The organism is Edaphobacter modestus, assembly GCF_004217555.1.
GTDB lineage: Bacteria > Acidobacteriota > Terriglobia > Terriglobales > Acidobacteriaceae > Edaphobacter > Edaphobacter modestus.
The window spans coordinates 65,316-81,732 of the sequence record NZ_SHKW01000007.1; the positions used below are offsets into that span (position 1 = coordinate 65,316).

The 16,417-nt window shown below is 55.5% G+C and carries 14 protein-coding genes; 10 read left to right on the forward strand and 4 right to left on the reverse strand.

Annotated features, from left to right (window positions below):
* Window positions 1-25 precede the first annotated feature (25 nt).
* From BDD14_RS29370 to BDD14_RS29395, 7 genes are all read left to right on the forward strand, one after another.
* The gene (locus BDD14_RS29370; protein ID WP_130424860.1) at window positions 26-412 is read left to right on the forward strand and encodes a cupin domain-containing protein; all 387 of its coding nucleotides are present in this window, start codon (window positions 26-28) and stop codon (window positions 410-412) included.
* Between the two features lie 48 nt (window positions 413-460).
* The gene (locus tag BDD14_RS32175) at window positions 461-610 is read left to right on the forward strand and encodes a hypothetical protein (protein WP_165420399.1); all 150 of its coding nucleotides are present in this window, start codon (window positions 461-463) and stop codon (window positions 608-610) included.
* Between the two features lie 1,083 nt (window positions 611-1,693).
* Entirely contained in the window at window positions 1,694-2,584 is an 891-nt protein-coding gene (locus tag BDD14_RS33930; RefSeq protein ID WP_130424862.1) for a PAS domain-containing protein, read from the forward strand.
* The gene (locus tag BDD14_RS29380; protein ID WP_130424864.1) at window positions 2,526-3,680 is read left to right on the forward strand and encodes a sigma 54-interacting transcriptional regulator; all 1,155 of its coding nucleotides are present in this window, start codon (window positions 2,526-2,528) and stop codon (window positions 3,678-3,680) included. The genes BDD14_RS33930 and BDD14_RS29380 overlap by 59 nt, the downstream gene beginning before the upstream one ends.
* A gap of 157 nt (window positions 3,681-3,837) precedes the next feature.
* A complete protein-coding gene (locus BDD14_RS29385) occupies window positions 3,838-4,086 on the forward strand; it encodes a hypothetical protein (protein WP_130424866.1) in 249 nt (82 codons plus the stop codon).
* A 307-nt stretch (window positions 4,087-4,393) separates the two neighbouring features.
* Complete coding sequence (locus BDD14_RS29390; RefSeq protein WP_242618374.1) at window positions 4,394-4,960, forward strand: cupin domain-containing protein; 567 nt, start codon at window positions 4,394-4,396, stop codon at window positions 4,958-4,960.
* A gap of 956 nt (window positions 4,961-5,916) precedes the next feature.
* Window positions 5,917-7,182: an IS110 family RNA-guided transposase gene (locus tag BDD14_RS29395; protein WP_130424867.1), complete on the forward strand. Its 1,266-nt coding sequence runs from the start codon at window positions 5,917-5,919 to the stop codon at window positions 7,180-7,182.
* 252 nt (window positions 7,183-7,434) lie between these two features.
* Here BDD14_RS29395 and BDD14_RS29400 read toward each other — a convergent pair whose 3' ends face one another.
* Window positions 7,435-9,216, reverse strand: a complete 1,782-nt coding sequence (locus BDD14_RS29400) for a winged helix-turn-helix domain-containing protein (RefSeq protein WP_165420400.1) — start codon at window positions 9,214-9,216, stop codon at window positions 7,435-7,437.
* A gap of 320 nt (window positions 9,217-9,536) precedes the next feature.
* Here BDD14_RS29400 and BDD14_RS29405 point away from each other — a divergent pair, with 320 nt between their 5' ends.
* On the forward strand, window positions 9,537-10,067 hold the full coding sequence (locus BDD14_RS29405; RefSeq protein ID WP_130424871.1) for a hypothetical protein: 531 nt from the start codon (window positions 9,537-9,539) through the stop codon (window positions 10,065-10,067).
* 419 nt (window positions 10,068-10,486) lie between these two features.
* On the opposite strand, the gene BDD14_RS29410 is transcribed toward BDD14_RS29405, so the two are convergent.
* The gene (locus tag BDD14_RS29410; protein WP_130424873.1) at window positions 10,487-12,511 is read right to left on the reverse strand and encodes a glycosyltransferase family 39 protein; all 2,025 of its coding nucleotides are present in this window, start codon (window positions 12,509-12,511) and stop codon (window positions 10,487-10,489) included.
* A 77-nt stretch (window positions 12,512-12,588) separates the two neighbouring features.
* Window positions 12,589-13,359, reverse strand: a complete 771-nt coding sequence (locus BDD14_RS33935; protein WP_130424875.1) for a DeoR/GlpR family DNA-binding transcription regulator — start codon at window positions 13,357-13,359, stop codon at window positions 12,589-12,591.
* A gap of 84 nt (window positions 13,360-13,443) precedes the next feature.
* Here BDD14_RS33935 and BDD14_RS29420 point away from each other — a divergent pair, with 84 nt between their 5' ends.
* Window positions 13,444-14,469 carry a c-type cytochrome gene (locus BDD14_RS29420; protein ID WP_130424877.1) on the forward strand — a complete coding sequence of 342 codons (1,026 nt, stop codon included), beginning with the start codon at window positions 13,444-13,446 and terminating at the stop codon, window positions 14,467-14,469.
* Between the two features lie 445 nt (window positions 14,470-14,914).
* Window positions 14,915-15,997, forward strand: coding sequence for an acyltransferase (locus BDD14_RS29425; RefSeq protein WP_242618376.1), 1,083 nt, complete (start codon window positions 14,915-14,917; stop codon window positions 15,995-15,997).
* A 32-nt stretch (window positions 15,998-16,029) separates the two neighbouring features.
* Here BDD14_RS29425 and BDD14_RS29430 read toward each other — a convergent pair whose 3' ends face one another.
* Window positions 16,030-16,386: an IS110 family transposase gene (locus tag BDD14_RS29430; RefSeq protein ID WP_165420401.1), complete on the reverse strand. Its 357-nt coding sequence runs from the start codon at window positions 16,384-16,386 to the stop codon at window positions 16,030-16,032.
* Between the last annotated feature and the right edge of the window lie 31 nt (window positions 16,387-16,417).

Below are 16,417 nucleotides of genomic sequence, written 5' to 3' on the forward strand. Positions count from 1 at the left end.
CGTCGCTCAAACGAAAGGTTATTTTATGACGTTCACAAAACTGATTTTGGCGCTGGCATGTCTCATGTCCGGCACGCTTGTAGCACAAGAGGCTAAGGTAACGGAGCTCATGTCGAAAGACCTGAGCTTTCCTGGTAAAGAGGGTCTGATGATCACCGTCGAGTATCCGCCGGGCGGTAAGGATCCAATCCATCGCCACAATGCATATGGGTTTATTTATGTGCTGGAAGGCTCGATCGTGATGCAGGTGAGAGGCGGAAAGGAAACGACTCTGACACCTGGTCAGGCCTTCTATGAAGGCCCGGATGATGTCCACGTCATTGGGCGAAACGCAAGCCAAACCAAACCGGCGAAATTCGTCGTGTTCTTCGTGAAGGACAAAGGCGCTCCGATATTGGTACCCACCAAGTAAAACCACAAACTGCGAGTAGTTCTGTTTAACAAAATTCAAGAAGATTCAGTGAAGAAATCGGCCAAGCTGATCAAGGGATCGAAGGACATTTACCATCCGGGCAGGCCCCACGGTCTCACGGTTGCGCACCAGGATGAAGTCAACGCCGACCTACTGAAAATTCTGAAGTCAGTTCAAATGGTTAGCAGGGCAGCCTAAATCTTCCCTTTGCGGCAGGTCGCGATACCTTCACAGGCCTGCCGCGGTTGACATCAAAATCTGGTGCCTGGTTACGGTTTCAACCATTCGCTGGATCAATACCCTCGCTCAACTGGCCTTGAGCCGGAGCGTTCGTGCTCAGGTTGATGCTGCCCGGCCTCACCTTGCAGCCACCATAGTTCAGCACGCAATAACCGAGTCTTCCTAAGCGGCTACCGCGCTGTTGTCTGGATAGCGATCGTTTTCGCAGCTTTGGGTGCTCACTGCGTGATTACTCATTGAATCTGGCATAAGTCGCCATCTCGTACAGTTGGGAGCCCTGAACTACGTCACAAACACTTCAACGGATAGCCGGTTATACGGCCACTTCACTCCGCACGACAGCAATCTTATTTCGCGACACGGAAGCGAATCGACGCGCTGCTTCTCGGATCCTGGGTCATTTCCTTCTCTCTCCAACCGTGTGCGATCGACTCGTGCACGGGGGTGTAGACCGATGGGTTCGCGGTGAGAAAAACGCTAGCGACTATGCTCTCGTTTGGAGAGTGCCCAATTATTGCTTGAATGCGATGTTGGACACGAATCCTTGAGAGAGGTCGGAAGCTGAGCTGAATGTGACCATCAAACCATAGCGAGTGAGGAGGCGCTACCATGAATTGCCAAACCAGCTGGTCGCGCAACATGGTTTTCTTTCAGTCAGGGATGCAATTCCTTTGTAGTAATCGTCGACTCTCGAGTAAAATCTATAATCCGAAAATGGCATTGTCACGGCACGTCTCCGAACAAGTTGTCGAGGCGTGGGATATGCCCCGTATCGTCGACACTATCCCGCGTCGAAATGGTCCGCTCGCCCAGAGATTCCCAAGACTTCTTCAATCAGAACTGGCTGGGCCATACTGGTCTCTCCGCGGGAGGCGTTGAAGAGGGACGGGAAGGCTGCGATCCAATACCAGAGTCACCGCGGTCAAGAGAGATATTCCAGGAAGCTTTGACACTTCGTGTGGGTTTCGAGGCTGACGGCCCTTTCGGAGGGCAAATGGAATGGAATAACTGGAAAATCGCAAGCGTGCTGAGGAGGCCCTCATGTCAAGTGAACCAAGTGTTCGACTAATCGTTGATGGCATGCCGGGCCTAATCAGTACTGCGACAGCCGCAGGTACAACCGAATCCGTCAATCAACAACTGCTGGAATACTTCGGAAAAACTCTTGAGGCATTGAGCAGTTGGGCGGTCTCCGATACGATTCATCCGGAGGACCGCCCTCAATCGATGGCTGCTTGGAGGCAGTCGCTCGAAACCGGGTATCCCTACGATGTCGAGCACCGTCTTTGCGACGCCAATCGGACATATCGCTGGTTCCACGTACATGGACTTCCGGCTCGAGATGCAGAAGGACGCATCATCCGCTGGAACCTCTTGCTGACCGATATTGAAGACCGCAAACAGGCAGAGGAGAAGCTGCGCCGTAATGAAACGGACTTGATGGAGGGACGACGCCTTGCACGCGAGTTGCAGCACGAACGCGACCGTCTTCGGTTGCTGCTGGATCTAAATAATCGCGTCGCTTCTGACTTGGATCTCCGCCAGGTGTTTCAGGCGATATCGAGCGAGATTCGCCGCATATTTAATTGCGACTTCGTTGGACTGGCGAGGCCGGACAGTACAGACAAACAGATGCGTCAACACATGATCGACTTTCCAGAAAGCAAGGGCTTAATGAAGGAAGGCTCGTTGTATCCAATTGAAGGATCATTGTCCGGAGCTGTATTCCTTAGCGCCAAGCCGCTCGTGCTGAACAGCCTCGCGGAAGGTAACTCTATTTGGAGTTCCGATCCGGCCTTCTATAGAAGAGTCACGGAAGAGGGCCCGTTCCAGTCTGGTTGTTTCCTTCCGTTGATCAGCGGGAAACCGAGTTTTGGGTGTTCTTCAGCTAACCAGTCGAGACGAGCGTTCTTTTGCCGAGCACGATGTTGAATTTCTCGGCCAAATCGCGGACCAGATTGCCATTAGCCTTAAGAACGCTTTGCAGTACGAACAAGTAAACAAAACCAAAGATCGCCTTCATGACGAGAATATGGTGCTGCGGGAGCAGATCGATGGGGCTTGCATGTTTGAGGAGATTGTGGGCTCTTCGCCGCTGCTGCAACGCGTACTTACGAGTGTTGTAAAAGTCGCTCCCACGGACTCCACGGTCTTGATATTAGGTGAAACCGGTACCGGTAAAGAACTGATCGCCCGCGCCACCCATAAGTGTTCGAGACGATCCGGCCGCGCATTCATCAGCGTGAATTGCGCTTCGATACCTCCTTCGCTAATCGCTTCGGAGCTTTTTGGCCATGAGAAAGGAGCATTCACTGGCGCCTTGCAACAACGTCAGGGACGCTTTGAACTGGCACATTCAGGCACCATCTTTCTGGACGAGATCGGCGAGCTTCCCACCGAAACGCAGATTGCATTACTGCGCGTCCTTCAGGAGCGTCAATTTGAACGAGTGGGCGGTAACCGCGTCATTGCGGCGGATGTTCGCATAATTGCCGCGACAAATCGCGATCTGCCGGCTGCAATTGCCGCGGGCACATTCCGAGCCGACCTTTTTTATAGGTTAAACGTCTTCCCAATCGAGGTGCCGTCTCTTCGCGAACGGAAGGAAGATATTCCGATGCTGGTCGAGCATCTCGTCAAGCGGTTCGCCGAGAAGATGGGAAAACAAATTCGCAAGATAGACCAAACGACACTGGAACTGTGCCGGAAATACGCTTGGCCTGGCAACATCCGGGAATTGCAAAATATTGTCGAGCGATCCGTGATCTTGTTGAGCGGCGACACCTTTTGGATAGATGAGGCGTGGCTCTCAAATCAGCAACCACCCTTGCACGATTTATCAAGTTCGTTGATGGAGACGCTGGAGAATCAGGAAAAGAAGATCATCGAGGCGGCGTTGGCTGAAAGCAACGGTAAGGTAGCAGGCCCAACTGGGGCGGCTACCAGACTGGGGATTCCGCGCTCAACCCTGGACAGAAAGATTCTGCAGCTGAACATAAACAAACACAGATTCATGCCCAGACCCTGACCTGCGAGCCGCCCACGCTTCCCAAGATTGGGCAGTTCCCCGATTGCGGTCAGTATCGCCTTCTCTTTCGTGTCCTTTTTCAAGGAGTTGCGAATGGCCGGGCAATTGCAATTTGTTTAGCCGTCAGCTTTGTGGGAAACATGGAGGCAACGGCGCGATGACGCATAATGTGCAAGACGATTTCGCGGAACGTGTCCGCATAAACCAGCAGGAACTCTCTTCGAAACTCAGACCTACATATTGGAACCCGGTCCAGTTCAGCGATAGAAGGGATTTACACGACTCCGACGTCCGGCTCGAAAATATTAGAAAAAAGGAACTCGTCGTGTGGATCTTGGTCGTGGTGCTCGGCATTGTAAGCGTCACCGCCTTTTATCTCTTGTGGCTCAGGGCCAGCGGGGCCTGAGGATCGCATTAGGTACTGTGCGGAAGCGTCGCCAGCACTGTGAAACACGTTTGCTAGTCACACATCAAAGCATTCGTGAATCAGAACGTTCACGCCAAGGGCGTTTTCGATACATCGTTCATCGGGCCGCCTGTTGTGATGAACCTGTGGGCTGAGATCGACGAGTCCGCACAAATAGATCAGGGGAGAAGCATGAATTTGCAGACAATTGCCACTAGTAGTTCGGTAGTTCGCCGCTTATCTAAGGTTGCTCGCAACAACGAAATATATTTGGCTCTCTACGACGTCAAGACTGGCACGGAGGTGAATGATGCAGGTTGAAGACAAGCTGTTGCCGACGGCCTTCGCACGCACCGTTAACGTTGGCTCGACCTTCGCCTATATGGGAAGCCTGATGACCTTTTTGGCGAAAGGCCCGGAAACGAGCGGACGCTTCGCCCTTATGGAGTACCACACTAAGCCTGGGAATGAGCCTCCGCCTCACGTCCATGAGCGGGAACATGAGTTGTACTTCGTGCTGGAAGGTACAATGCGCTTCTACTGCGAGGACAAGATTCTAGACATTGGCGCCGGTGACGTCGTGTTCCTTCCCCAGGGTAAGGCCCATGCATTCACCTGCACCTCTAATGTCGTACGCACGTTGATCTTTGTGCAGGCCACTGGAAAGGATGCTGTAGGCCTGGACAGCTATTTCCTCGCGATGGGCGAACCGGCCGCAAGGATGGTTTTATCAGAATCCGCCGTAACGTATGCGGTCGATGATCCGGAGCACGCGATTCGAGTAGGCGCTTCCACCGGCATACGAATTCTTTCGCCATCGGAGAGCCAACAGGCACTTCTGCAGTACCCGGGCTTTGGCACGCCTGTTCGCTGAAAGCTCTATACCTATCACGAATACCAAACAGGTCCAACTAAACGGTAATGAAGAGGATACTAACGTGACAAATACCTCACTGAATCAGAGATCGAGCGAGTGGAACATCTGCGTTGTACCGCGATGCTTAGCAGAGATGTAGACACGCTGAATCGTGAGCTACATGACAAACGTCTGTGCGTGCACTCGAGCGGTGACAAGCATATAAAGACTTCCGATATCACAAGACAGGTCCGGGATGAATTCGCCACAAAGGACGCGCGTGCGGCCCGCGATACAATGACGCCGGATGCTTATGTGAGCCAACTCCCCGACGGCGCCTTCGAGCGAAGGTTCTGCGGGGTACTCGTTGCTCTCATCTGGGTCATTACGAGCATCGTCATCGCTTGCCTTGTAGTGATATAGGTCAATTGGTTCCTTCACGAGTTTGAACTCTCATCGATACCGTGCCGACCGCAGTCGGTGGTCATGAGACAGAAGGAATACCACAATCAGACTAGAGCGATCGAAGGCTATGAGTTGTACGACACCTGCTCAAAGCCCTGAGCGCGTTAGACGAGCCTGACCTGCTGAGATGGCGACTGTACGACTATGCTTTTTTGTCCTCGCAGATATCAGTTGCGTTGAGGGTGAGTACGAGCCAAATCTCGCCGGCCCACAATTGGACAGAAAGATTCTGCAGCTGAACATAGACAAACACAGATTCATGCCCAGACCCCAACCTACGAGCCCACGCTCCCCAAGATTGGGTAGTTCCCCGAATACGGTCAGTATCGCCTTCTCTTTCGCGCTTTTTTTCAATCAGTTGTTAATGGCCGGGCAATTGCAATTGTTTAGTCATCAGGCACGTGTTACGAGATGCTTTTGGAATGGTCGCAGAACTGAGAGGTCTTCCAGAACCGGCTTCAATTGAGCCACCGATAAAAAACATCTAACTAAAGAAAGGTTGATTGGAAATGAATACGAGAGAACTTACAGACACTGGCTTAACACCAGCACAGCAGGCGCTAAACGATCTTTGGGACGAACACGTTCGCGATGAGTTCGCGACGAAGGATGCGAATGCCGCGCTCGACACGATGACGCCGGATGCTTACGTGAACCACGTCCCCGTGTTGACTGGCGGAGTTGGCAAGGAAGCGCTGCGGGAATTTTATTCAAAGCACTTTATTCCGAAGATGCCGACCGATACTGAGATCGTTCCTATTTCCCGAACGATCGGTTCGGAACGCTTAGTGGACGAAATGATTATTCGGTTTACACACACGATTGAAATCGATTGGATGCTTCCCGGTATTGCTCCTACGGGCAAGCGAGTGGAATGCGCAACCGTCGCGATCATACAGTTTCGCGATGGAAAACTTTTCAATGAGCACATCTATTGGGATCAAGCTTCTGTGCTTGTGCAGCTCGGGCTTTTGGATGCATCGAAGCTTCCAGTGGTGGGAGTTGAGACCGCAAGGAAGGTAGATGCGGAGAAGCTGGCTCGCTACGCGCGGCTCGATCCGAAGATCCTGCGCCAGATTGCCCATCGTACGGTCGCTCAGCAGGAGGCGCTGACGTTGATCCGCGCCCGCAACCTGATCGTTCGTCTGCGGACGGCTGCGGTGAACGCCGTGCGCGGGTTGGCCAAGCCATGCGGCTATCGTCTTCCTGCCTCGTCCACGCTCTGCTTCGCGAAGCGATGTGTGGCCGTGCTGCCGCCAGGTCTGACGCAGGCGCTTGGCCCGGTGCTCGAACAGATCGCGGAGATGACAGTGAAGATCAAGCACTACGATCGCGCCATCAAACGACTCGCGGAGGCGGAATATCCAGAGACGCAGGCTCTGATCCAGGTCTACGGCGTCGGTCAGCTCACGGCGTTGACGTACGTTCTGACGCTGGGCAGCGAGGAACGCTTCCAGCGAAGTCGCGATGTCGGCTGCTACCTGGGCCTGCGGCCAAGACGCAGTCAGTCCGGGGATCGAGACCCGCAGCTCGGCATCACCAAGGCTAGCAACATCTATTTACGTACTCTGCTGGTCGAGTGTGCCAACCATGTGCTCGGTCCGCATGGGAGAGATTCCACCTTACGACAGTGGGGTCTGCACCTGGCCTCGCGCGGAGGCAAGCAGTCCCGTAATCGGGCCATCGTCGCCGTCGCGCGCAAGCTGGCAGTACTGCTTCATCGCATCTGGATCACCCAGGAGCCATACATCCCGTTCTATGCAGTACCAGTCTGAGGAAGGAGATCATGTCTAATTGTTGCGACTACCCCGCTCCCCGATGACTGCGTGTCTGGTTGGGCCCTGAACGAGGCCGACCGAAAACTGGCAGCATCGACTTCTCCTTCTGACCCCAACCGACACAGAGCCACGAGCGGCTCACTCAAAGTGCGAATAGAAACACGGTGGAGAACAACATGCGGAACAACCAAAACAGAACAACGGAAGAGACTAAAACGCTTAGGAAAGAAAAACAGAAAACCCCTTGACCTAAATGACCTGCTCATAGAAACCAGACTTCTCAGGCACGACGTTTCTGAAACCGCAGCGCTTGAGCAACGCCATAAAGCTGGGTTCGTGGCGGAAGGGATCCCACTTGGGGTCGATAGTGAGGAAGACGAGGTGGACGTCGTGCGCGTCGAAGGCGCGCACGAGCCAGTCCAGGGCGAGACCAGTGTGGCCCAGGCCGGCGTGGACGAGGGCCATGGCGTACGGTGGGACGAAGCGCTCACGGGCGATGGCTTCGAGGGTCTGGAGGATCTCCAGTGCTTCGCCAGTGCGGCCGGTTTTTGCGAAGATGTAGCCGCGCAGAGACAATGCCTTGGTGTTGCCGACGCTGAGCCGTCCGCATTTGTTGAGCGCGTCGAGGGCGAGATCGTAATCGCCGAGTTCCACGGCAACCTGTGCAAGATGAAGCTGGGCGATCCAGAACTCTGGATCGACGACGAGAGCTTGGCGGGCGAAGTGGGCTGCGGCGGGATAGTCGCGTGCCGCGAAGGCGATATGTGATGAAAGGGACTGATGCATGGCGTAGAGGGGATCGAGCTCCCGGGCGCGTTGCATCGAGGGTTGGGCTTCATCGTGTCGACAGGAGTGGGACAGGACGACGCCGAGCATGCGATGGGCGAGGGGATAGTTCGGGTCGAGCGCGATGCCGCGGCGGAAGGCGGCTTCTGCGGCCGACCAGTCCCAGCCGAGCCAGAAGTTGAAGTTGCCAAGGGCAGTCTGGACTTCGGCGAGGTTGGGTTCTGCAGCAACGGCATTGGCGACGGCATCGCGGGCGTTCTGCATGACGAGGCGAGGAGGGACATCGCCGTGTACTGGCGAGGAGGAGTAACAATCGGCGAGCCCGGCGCATGCGAGCGCGTAGCCGGGATCCAGCGCGGTGGCGCGAGTGAAGTATTCGATGGCGCGGCGTGTCGTCGGGCCGGTGAGTTGATTCCAGAAATGCCGCCCGTGCAAGTAGAGGTCGTAGGCTTCGGGGCTTTGCGTCTGGCGATTGGCGAGTGCAGTAAGGCGGACGGGGGAAAGACGAAGGCGCACCTGTTCCGCAATGGCGATGCTGAGTTCGCGCTGGAAGGTGAGGAGGCTGCTGGGCTCGCTATCGTACGAGGCTGACCATATCTGGAGCTGATCGTGGACGCGAATGAGTTTGGAGGTGATGCGGAGGCGACCGCCTTCTGCTCGGAGGGAGCTCTCGATGAGATAGGAGGCGTCGAGTTCGCGGCCGATCTCCGCGAGCGTCCTGGTGGTGCATTTGTAGCGCATGACCGAGGTGCGGCCGATGACGCTGAAGTGCTCGGGGTCGATCTGGCCGATGGTGGCGATGGTCTCTTCGGTAAGGCCGTCGGCGAGGTACTCGCGCTCAGGACCGGCACCGAGGTTTTCGAAGGGGAGGACTGCGATCCTGCTGTGAGTGGGGGTTTCCTCCGGGATGGCGACTTTGAAAGTGCGGACTTCTGCGGTGAAGCAGTAGCCTGTGCCGGGGATGGTGGCGATGTAGCGGTTCTCGCCGCGCGTCTCTCCGAAGATGTGGCGAAGAGTCGAGATGTTCTGGTTGAGATTGTTCTCTTCAACGGCGGTATCTGGCCAGAGGGCGCTCATGAGCTCCTGCTTGTCGAGCACCTGACCTTGGTGAGCGACGAGAAGGAGCAGGGTGTCGAAGACCTTGGGGGTGAGGGGAACGTGGTCGCCGGCGCGGAGGAGAAGACGCTTGCCGGTGTCGATGCGGAAGTCTCCGAAGTCGTAGGTGTGAGGCTGGGCTTCGCTCAAGACGAGGGCCCTCCGGATCATTAAAGATCGGCGTTCAGAACATTTCAGAAACTTTCAGCGCGGCCTAAGGACTTCGAACGTGGCTGAGGAGAGTATAGGCCCATCCCGACATGATCTTCGGTGAATGCGGAACAAGAGGAGGCTGTATGCGCGTGACGACGTCCTTATTAGCTCATCATCGCCACTAACACCACGGTTTTGAAATAGTTCAGGACCGCCTGTCCCCAACTGCTTTAGATGTGACTCTTTTCAGTAGTTGGATGCGCGAATCTAAGCGTCAACCGGAGGGCTGGACAGATGTTGCAGAAGAGGAGAACAAAATGAGAAACTCAAAGGCGGTTTACGGAATGCACCTGGTGCCGGTGTTCGCCCTGGCGGTCATGCTCCTTCTAACAACGGGGCTCGGTGCTCAAGAGGGCAACTCAGAATCGCAGGCGGGCCGGCTTGAGGGGATATGGCGGGTGCAGGCGGACCGGCTTGAGGGGATGTGGCGGGTGCAACTCACGGTTCGCGACTGTCAGACGGGCGCAGCGCAGAGAACATTCCCAGCGCTATTTGCCTTCGCCAAAGGGGGGATCCTAACCTATACGACCGCAGGCCAGCCCCCCGCGGTAGCCACTCCCGGCTATGGAATCTGGGGGCACACGGGCGGCCATAATTACAGCGCGGTGACCGAGGCCTTCATCTTTAACCCCGCCGGATCCTGGATACAGACGCACAGACTCACGCGGACAATTGAGCTAAATAAGGGTGGCGACGACTTCACCGATACAACTCAGCTTGAAATATTCGATAGCAGCGGCAACTTGATTGTGACGGGATGCGCCACAAGTGTCGGGCGGCGCTTCTAAACGACGGAGAACGTGACTTGGCGGAAGTGACAGCCTAAGGAAAGGCCAGGATGATGGGGAGGCGCTGAAGCTTGACGGGACCTGAGTGTTGGCGGAGGCTCGCATGAGGCGTCTCCCTCCCCCACTTCACGCTTAGAGTGAGTATTGCTCGCAGTTCTTTGAAACGAGGTTACGCGTAACTACGTGCGCCCGTCTGTTGGCGCCGCCAAGTCTCGGGTCCCTCCCGGTTAACGGGCAAACCCGAAGTCATTCGCTTGGACGTAAAACCGGCTATCCGTTGAAGTGTTTGTGACGTAGTTCATGGCTCCCAACTGTACGAGATGCCGACTATTCGGCCAAGTGATGACAAGGGAGTTTCCGGGGAGTTGCAAGGGTACAGAAACGCTAAAGAAACGGGTGAAAGGTACGGACAGGCCGGTTTATCGTTTCGTCTTCGCTTGCAGCTGAGCCAACAATCCCTTTTGGAAGACAGGATCGAGCTCTGGCGAGTGGAGTGCCGCAGAGTACTCAGCCCGCGCTGCTGTCGTATCACCTGCTGCCGCGAACGTGTCACCCAGAATCGCGTGCGCCTCTGGATTGTTCGGGTCAAGCCTCTCCGCGATACGAGCTTCGCGCACAGTCCCGGAGGCGTCATGCTTCGCTGAGAAGTCCTGGGCGGCATGGATGTGTTCGAGCGCCGCTGCTGGCCCCAGGTTGAATGGACCGTGGTAGACATAGACGCCACGGTCGATCACCGCGGCAGGGCGCAACGAAGCGAATCGGGCATAAGGATTACCGTTGCCTGGAATATCGGCGCCTGCCACTACTCCATCGCTTATCAAGAGTGTGCCCGAAACGTTCGGGTTATCACCGAATCGCATCGTATCGAGTCCCGTCCAAAGGGCTGAGCCTGTCGGTAATACGCGGCAGCTGATTCCATAGTCCCTGAAGTCGACAGGGCCCTGCGCGAAGTATGCGAAGTAGCATGGTTGGGATGGATGCGTTTCCAAATACCGCTTTACGGCCTTCAATTGCTGGCCCCAATCCACATTCGAGTCGGAGAGGTACAGATGCGTCTTCGATGGTCCTCCCCACGCCTCATTTGCGTAGGCCAATCGACCCGGCCGTGCTTCTATGGTCGTAATCACCTGCCACAGCAACAGAGCCGCAAATCCATAGGCGTACTTCGTATTCCTGGAAACGAGATACGTCGCGCCGCCCGCGACCAAAATGTACAGCATCGGGAATATCGGAAGCAGGTGCCTGTATCCGATACCGAGGTCAGAGGACGACGACAGCACGAAGAGGAAGGCCGGAGGAATCGCCAGGAAGACGATCTCCCGGCGAGCGCTCCATCCGCCACGAAACGCAACAGCAATCGTTACACCGAGCAGAATCAGGAATGGAAGCGTGCTCTTGATGAGGAGGGCAGCCGGAAAATACCAGTGCGACGCGCCTGAGTAGGTTTTTCCGAAGAAGTAGCTTGGCAGATCGCCCGCTGAGATCTTTGTGTCTGCCAACCCGTAGATGTAGGCCTCCGGTAACACGTGGAGGCTACTCAACGTCGTCATTACGGAGCGACTCAAAGGCGACGTGAGCTTCTGGAGATACTGCTCGCTGGTTGGATTCAGTTGCAGGGGCGCTGGTCTAGCCGCATAGCGGAAGTGGTAAATCGCCCAGACGCATCCCAGCCCGATGACCGAAGCTGCTGCGAGTGCCACTCCCATCTGCCGAGCCGACGCGGACTCGGAGCTTCGGCCCGCCCGCTTAGATTGCCAGAGATCGGTCACAGCAATCAGGCATAGCAATGGCAGGATGAATACCCCTGTAAACTTGGCCGTCATAGTCAGGCCGACCGCAAGGCCAACGGCGATCATTCTGGGAACAGAGGGCAGCCTCACGTATCGGTAGAACGCATAGATGGCGGCAAGCATCGTGAGAGACGCCCCGATGTCTGTTGTGACAAACGCCCCGTGAGCCAGAAAATTCGGATCGAAGCAGAACAAGAGCAGGGCAAAAAGAGCTGCGTGCCTGCCGAACATCTCCCCGGCGCAGAAAAAGATCGTGATGGCAAGGAGGACGGTGAGCAGCGAGGCCATGATGCGTGCGGGCATCAGGGTTCGGTCGATGCCGTTCGCAGCCAGGAAGCGCTGCCCAAGAACGAAACCCTCCTTCTTGAACGGATCGCCCGTATACGCCGGTATCTTGATCTCCCTACGCAAGAGCGGGATAGCGTCCCACATCTTGATCAGCGGAGGGACCTCCGGGTTGTACCCGAAGTCCCCGCGCTCCCAGGACAACCAGCCCGAATAAAGATGTTGTGATTCATCCCAACTCACCGAATCACTGTTCGCGGTGCGTATGCAACTGGCCAAAAGGAAAAGAATGACCGCAGCTGCGAAAAGCGCAATGATCAATGTTGCAGCGCGTCCGCTTGCACTCCGATTGGTTGAGGAAATCTCCATGGCTCTATGTTCCTGAGGCGAGAAACTTAACCATAACGAAGCGGCCGTCTGGGCCTTTTAAGAGTAGCAATGCTGCCTTAGGGCTTCGCAAGGATCACGTCTGGTCCAGCTTCGTAAAGGGTAGAGAGAATTTGTGCCGGTGTGTTGTGCTCGAGCACCACATGATCGAGAGCCGCAAGAGCGGCGACTTGAAATGGAGCTCGGGTTTCGAGCTTATCTATAGTGATCAGCGCTGCGACACGGTCGCTTCTTTCGATGAGTGTGCGTTTGAATTCAGCATCCGCTAACTGAAACGCGCCGAGTCCTAAAGACACCGAAGCTGCGCACGCGCCTAGAAAGCTCAAATCGAAGTTGAACCGTTCTACTTCGCGAATGGCAGATGGTCCGATTGCCGCTCCGGTATCCGCATCGATCTCCCCACCAATGATGATGACTTTCAGAACTTTTCGTTCAAGAAGAGCGGCTGCAATTGAGATCGAATTTGTGACAACCGTCAGAGGACGGTCGAGCGGAATCTCGCGAGCGAGTGCCAGATTCGTGCTTCCACTGTCGAGGAACACCATGGAAGCCTCAGAAAGCAACGACAGCGCAGCCAAAGATAACGCTCGCTTCTCGTGAACATCGTTTAGGATTCTTTGCTCAAGTGGGCCTCCTTCTGGCGAAAGAGGGATTGCGCCGCCATAGACCCGCTTGCATTTTCCTTCAGCCGCTAACGCCCGTAGATCTCGCCGGACAGCGTCCTCTGATACCAGAAACTCTTCCGCAAGAGCGGTAGCGTTCACTGGCAGTCCCCGTTTTAGCCTGTTTTTAATCTCGTTTCGACGAATTTCTGCAGCTGGACCGTGCATGAACAAGACTTACCATGCATAATCAAGAAATACAAGGCGTGGATATCTAGCCTCACCCTTAATTCGGAAAGGGCCTTACGAATCATGCATGCTGGCAGACTTTTTGTTCTGTTTGGCGCGGCCTCTGTGGTCGCGATCCTCTCCAGTTCCTTCTTGCTTCATGCGTATCAGGCTACTGCACCTAAGCCGAACTACGACCCTCCGGAGAATCTTGTGCGGACTGACTTCCCCTCATGGCCATATCCTCGCGGCATTCGCGACACGCGAAAGGATGACGGAACGCTGCTTCACCTTCCTGGAAGTACCCAGGAGTTTACGCCTACGCAAATCAACGGAAATCACGCAACCATTGACTGGTTTCCGGACCGGCATCCGGTGCCTCCACCGCCCATAATCGACGGCAGGGCTGGTGCATATAACGCGTGCGGTCAATGCCACCTGATCGATGGCAGCGGCAAGCCGGATACGGCTGATCTTCGCGGTCTTGCTGTCGACTACATCGTGCAGCAGATCGTGGATATGAAGGATGACAAGCGCCACGCCTCCATTCTGCATGCTCCACTCGCGGAGATGGTCGCCGTTTCCAAGGGTATGACTCTGGACGAGACACGGCAGGCCGCAGAGTATTTTCACTCTATTAAGCCGGTGAAGAGACTGCGAATCGTGGAGACAGATACCGTGCCCGTTACCCATCCCGGGCCGCATGCGGTGCAACAGGTCGATCCGAGCGGAGCCACAGAGCCGATTGGTACGCGCATTATTGAAGTTCCCGAAGACTTTGAACGAACCGAGTTACGCGATCCCAGTTCCGGGTTTGTCGCATACGTGCCAAAGGGCAGCATTAAAAGGGGCGGGGCCCTGGCGAAAACTGGCGGTGATGGAAAGACATTGCCATGCGCCACGTGCCATGGCGAAGGCCTGAAGGGTATGGCAGATGCGTTCCCGGACATCGCAGGGCACTCACCCACCGCGACTGCCCGCCAGCTCTACGATTTCAAGAGCGGGACGCGTGATGGAAAGAACGCGATTACGATGAAGCCGGTCGTGATGAAGCTTACGGATGAGGACATTGTGGATCTGTCCGCGTACGTCGCCTCATTGCAGCCATAGACAATTCGGACGCGTGCGCTTTAGGAACAGCGCTCCGCGTCTGTGCCGATCTCTTGGAATAGGTGCGGGACTCAAGCTCGTTGCGATCATGCGGCGCCCACGCTCTGGACTTTCAGCAACGATAAATCGCTTGTGGTGATTGATCGACATCACATTAGAATTTCGACTGGCGATATCAGGCCAATGCGCGCATCGAGCCGTTCCGCCGCCTTCCCCGAGTTCCGGTCTGTTTGTGGCCAACACGTACATTACCACTCAGTACAGTACGGTTGGCCGGTTAACCGTCCAGAACCCTGTCGATGAGCGACTTGGCGATGTATTGTCGACTGACTCAGCGCCGGAGTACCACTCGGTCTATGCAACTTTTCACCTAGTTTTCCGCAACACCGTTTTTCGTGAATGAGGTCTTGACTATCATCTTCACATTGACTGGGGACCACACATCGTGAACACATCTGCTCCTCCCATCCACACGCGGCATCGCGGCTTCGATCTCTTGCGCGTCATCGCCATTTACATGGTCATGCAGATCCACACCGGCGAGTTCGAGTACATAGCTCCAGACGGAACCGTACTGCACACGGCGGGAGCCTGGGCAGTGGGATGGACAAACTCGCTCCTGCGCGTCTGCGTGCCGCTTTTCGTGATGATTACCGGATTCTTCCTTTTCCCCGTCGGGGATGAACGCAAATTCTTCCGGAAGCGCTTTACCCGCGTGCTAATTCCCTTTGTGATCTGGTGCGCGGTTTACGCTTTCTATTACTACGCGCAGGGGGCAATCTCCCTTCAGACCGCTCTGCTCAACATCGCCAGAATCCCCGTCAACTACGGCACTGAAGTCGGCCATCTGTGGTTTGTATATATGCTGATGGCGATTTACCTTATCGCGCCTGTGTTCTCACCGTGGATCGTTTCGGCAAGCCGGAAGAGCATGGAGCTCTTCCTGGTGCTGTGGGCCATCACACTGTTGCTGCCCTTCATTCACCTCTTCGTCTCAGAGGTATGGGGCGAGTGTTATTGGAATGCAACGCCAACCCTCTACTACTTCTCAGGCTTCATCGGCTATGCCGTACTCGCCGCTTACACCAAGCGATTCTGGATGGCGCCTTCGTTGCGTCTCGATTGGGTCGCAATCGGCATGGTTGTTGCAGGCTACTCCGTTACCCTCTCAGGATTCCTATACAGACTTCGTCACGAGCACGAAGTAAAGAGCCTCGAGTTGACGTGGAACTTCACCACGCTGAACGTTGCGGTCATGACAGCGGGAATTTTCCTGCTCTTCCGAAACCTTCGTGCAGACCGCGGAAACAGTCTCCTATGGCGGATCATCGACGATCTTTCGCGCATGAGCTATGGCATGTATCTGGCGCACATCATCGTACTCAACGCGATTCACTCCCTCGTGGCGCCGCTAATTGAAAATCCGTTTCTGCGCATACCTACAATCGCATTCACAACCTTCGTGATTACCTATCTCGCGGTCAAGCTGCTCTCTCTGTTGCCGTGGAGCAAATACCTCGTCGGATAAGCCTCCGAGCACCGGAGGCACAGCCGTATTGTTCAGTAGCGCACCTTTTCAGAATCAACCTGATCGCTCTTGCGGTCACTATGCGAGATCGCCCGCAACTCACGGACGTTCGCTACGATGACCTCGTGTCCAAGTTCCTGAAGCTGCTCGCTGATCCAGATCGAATGAGTCCCCGCTTCCATCGCCACTCGCGCTGGTGGTAGATCGGTAAACCACTTCTCAACTGCCTTCGGGCTGGTTCTGAAACGGCCTCGATCGACTACCTCGCCGTCTTGGTTGATGGTGCAGTAATGGCTCCAGACATCTCCAAGGTCGATACCGATCGTCGTCTCAACTCTGGACCGTCTGCAGGGTACTTCCGCGATGAGGTGCTGCGCCGTCTTCTTCATGGGAAACAGTCTCTCCGATCCGAAGGACCTG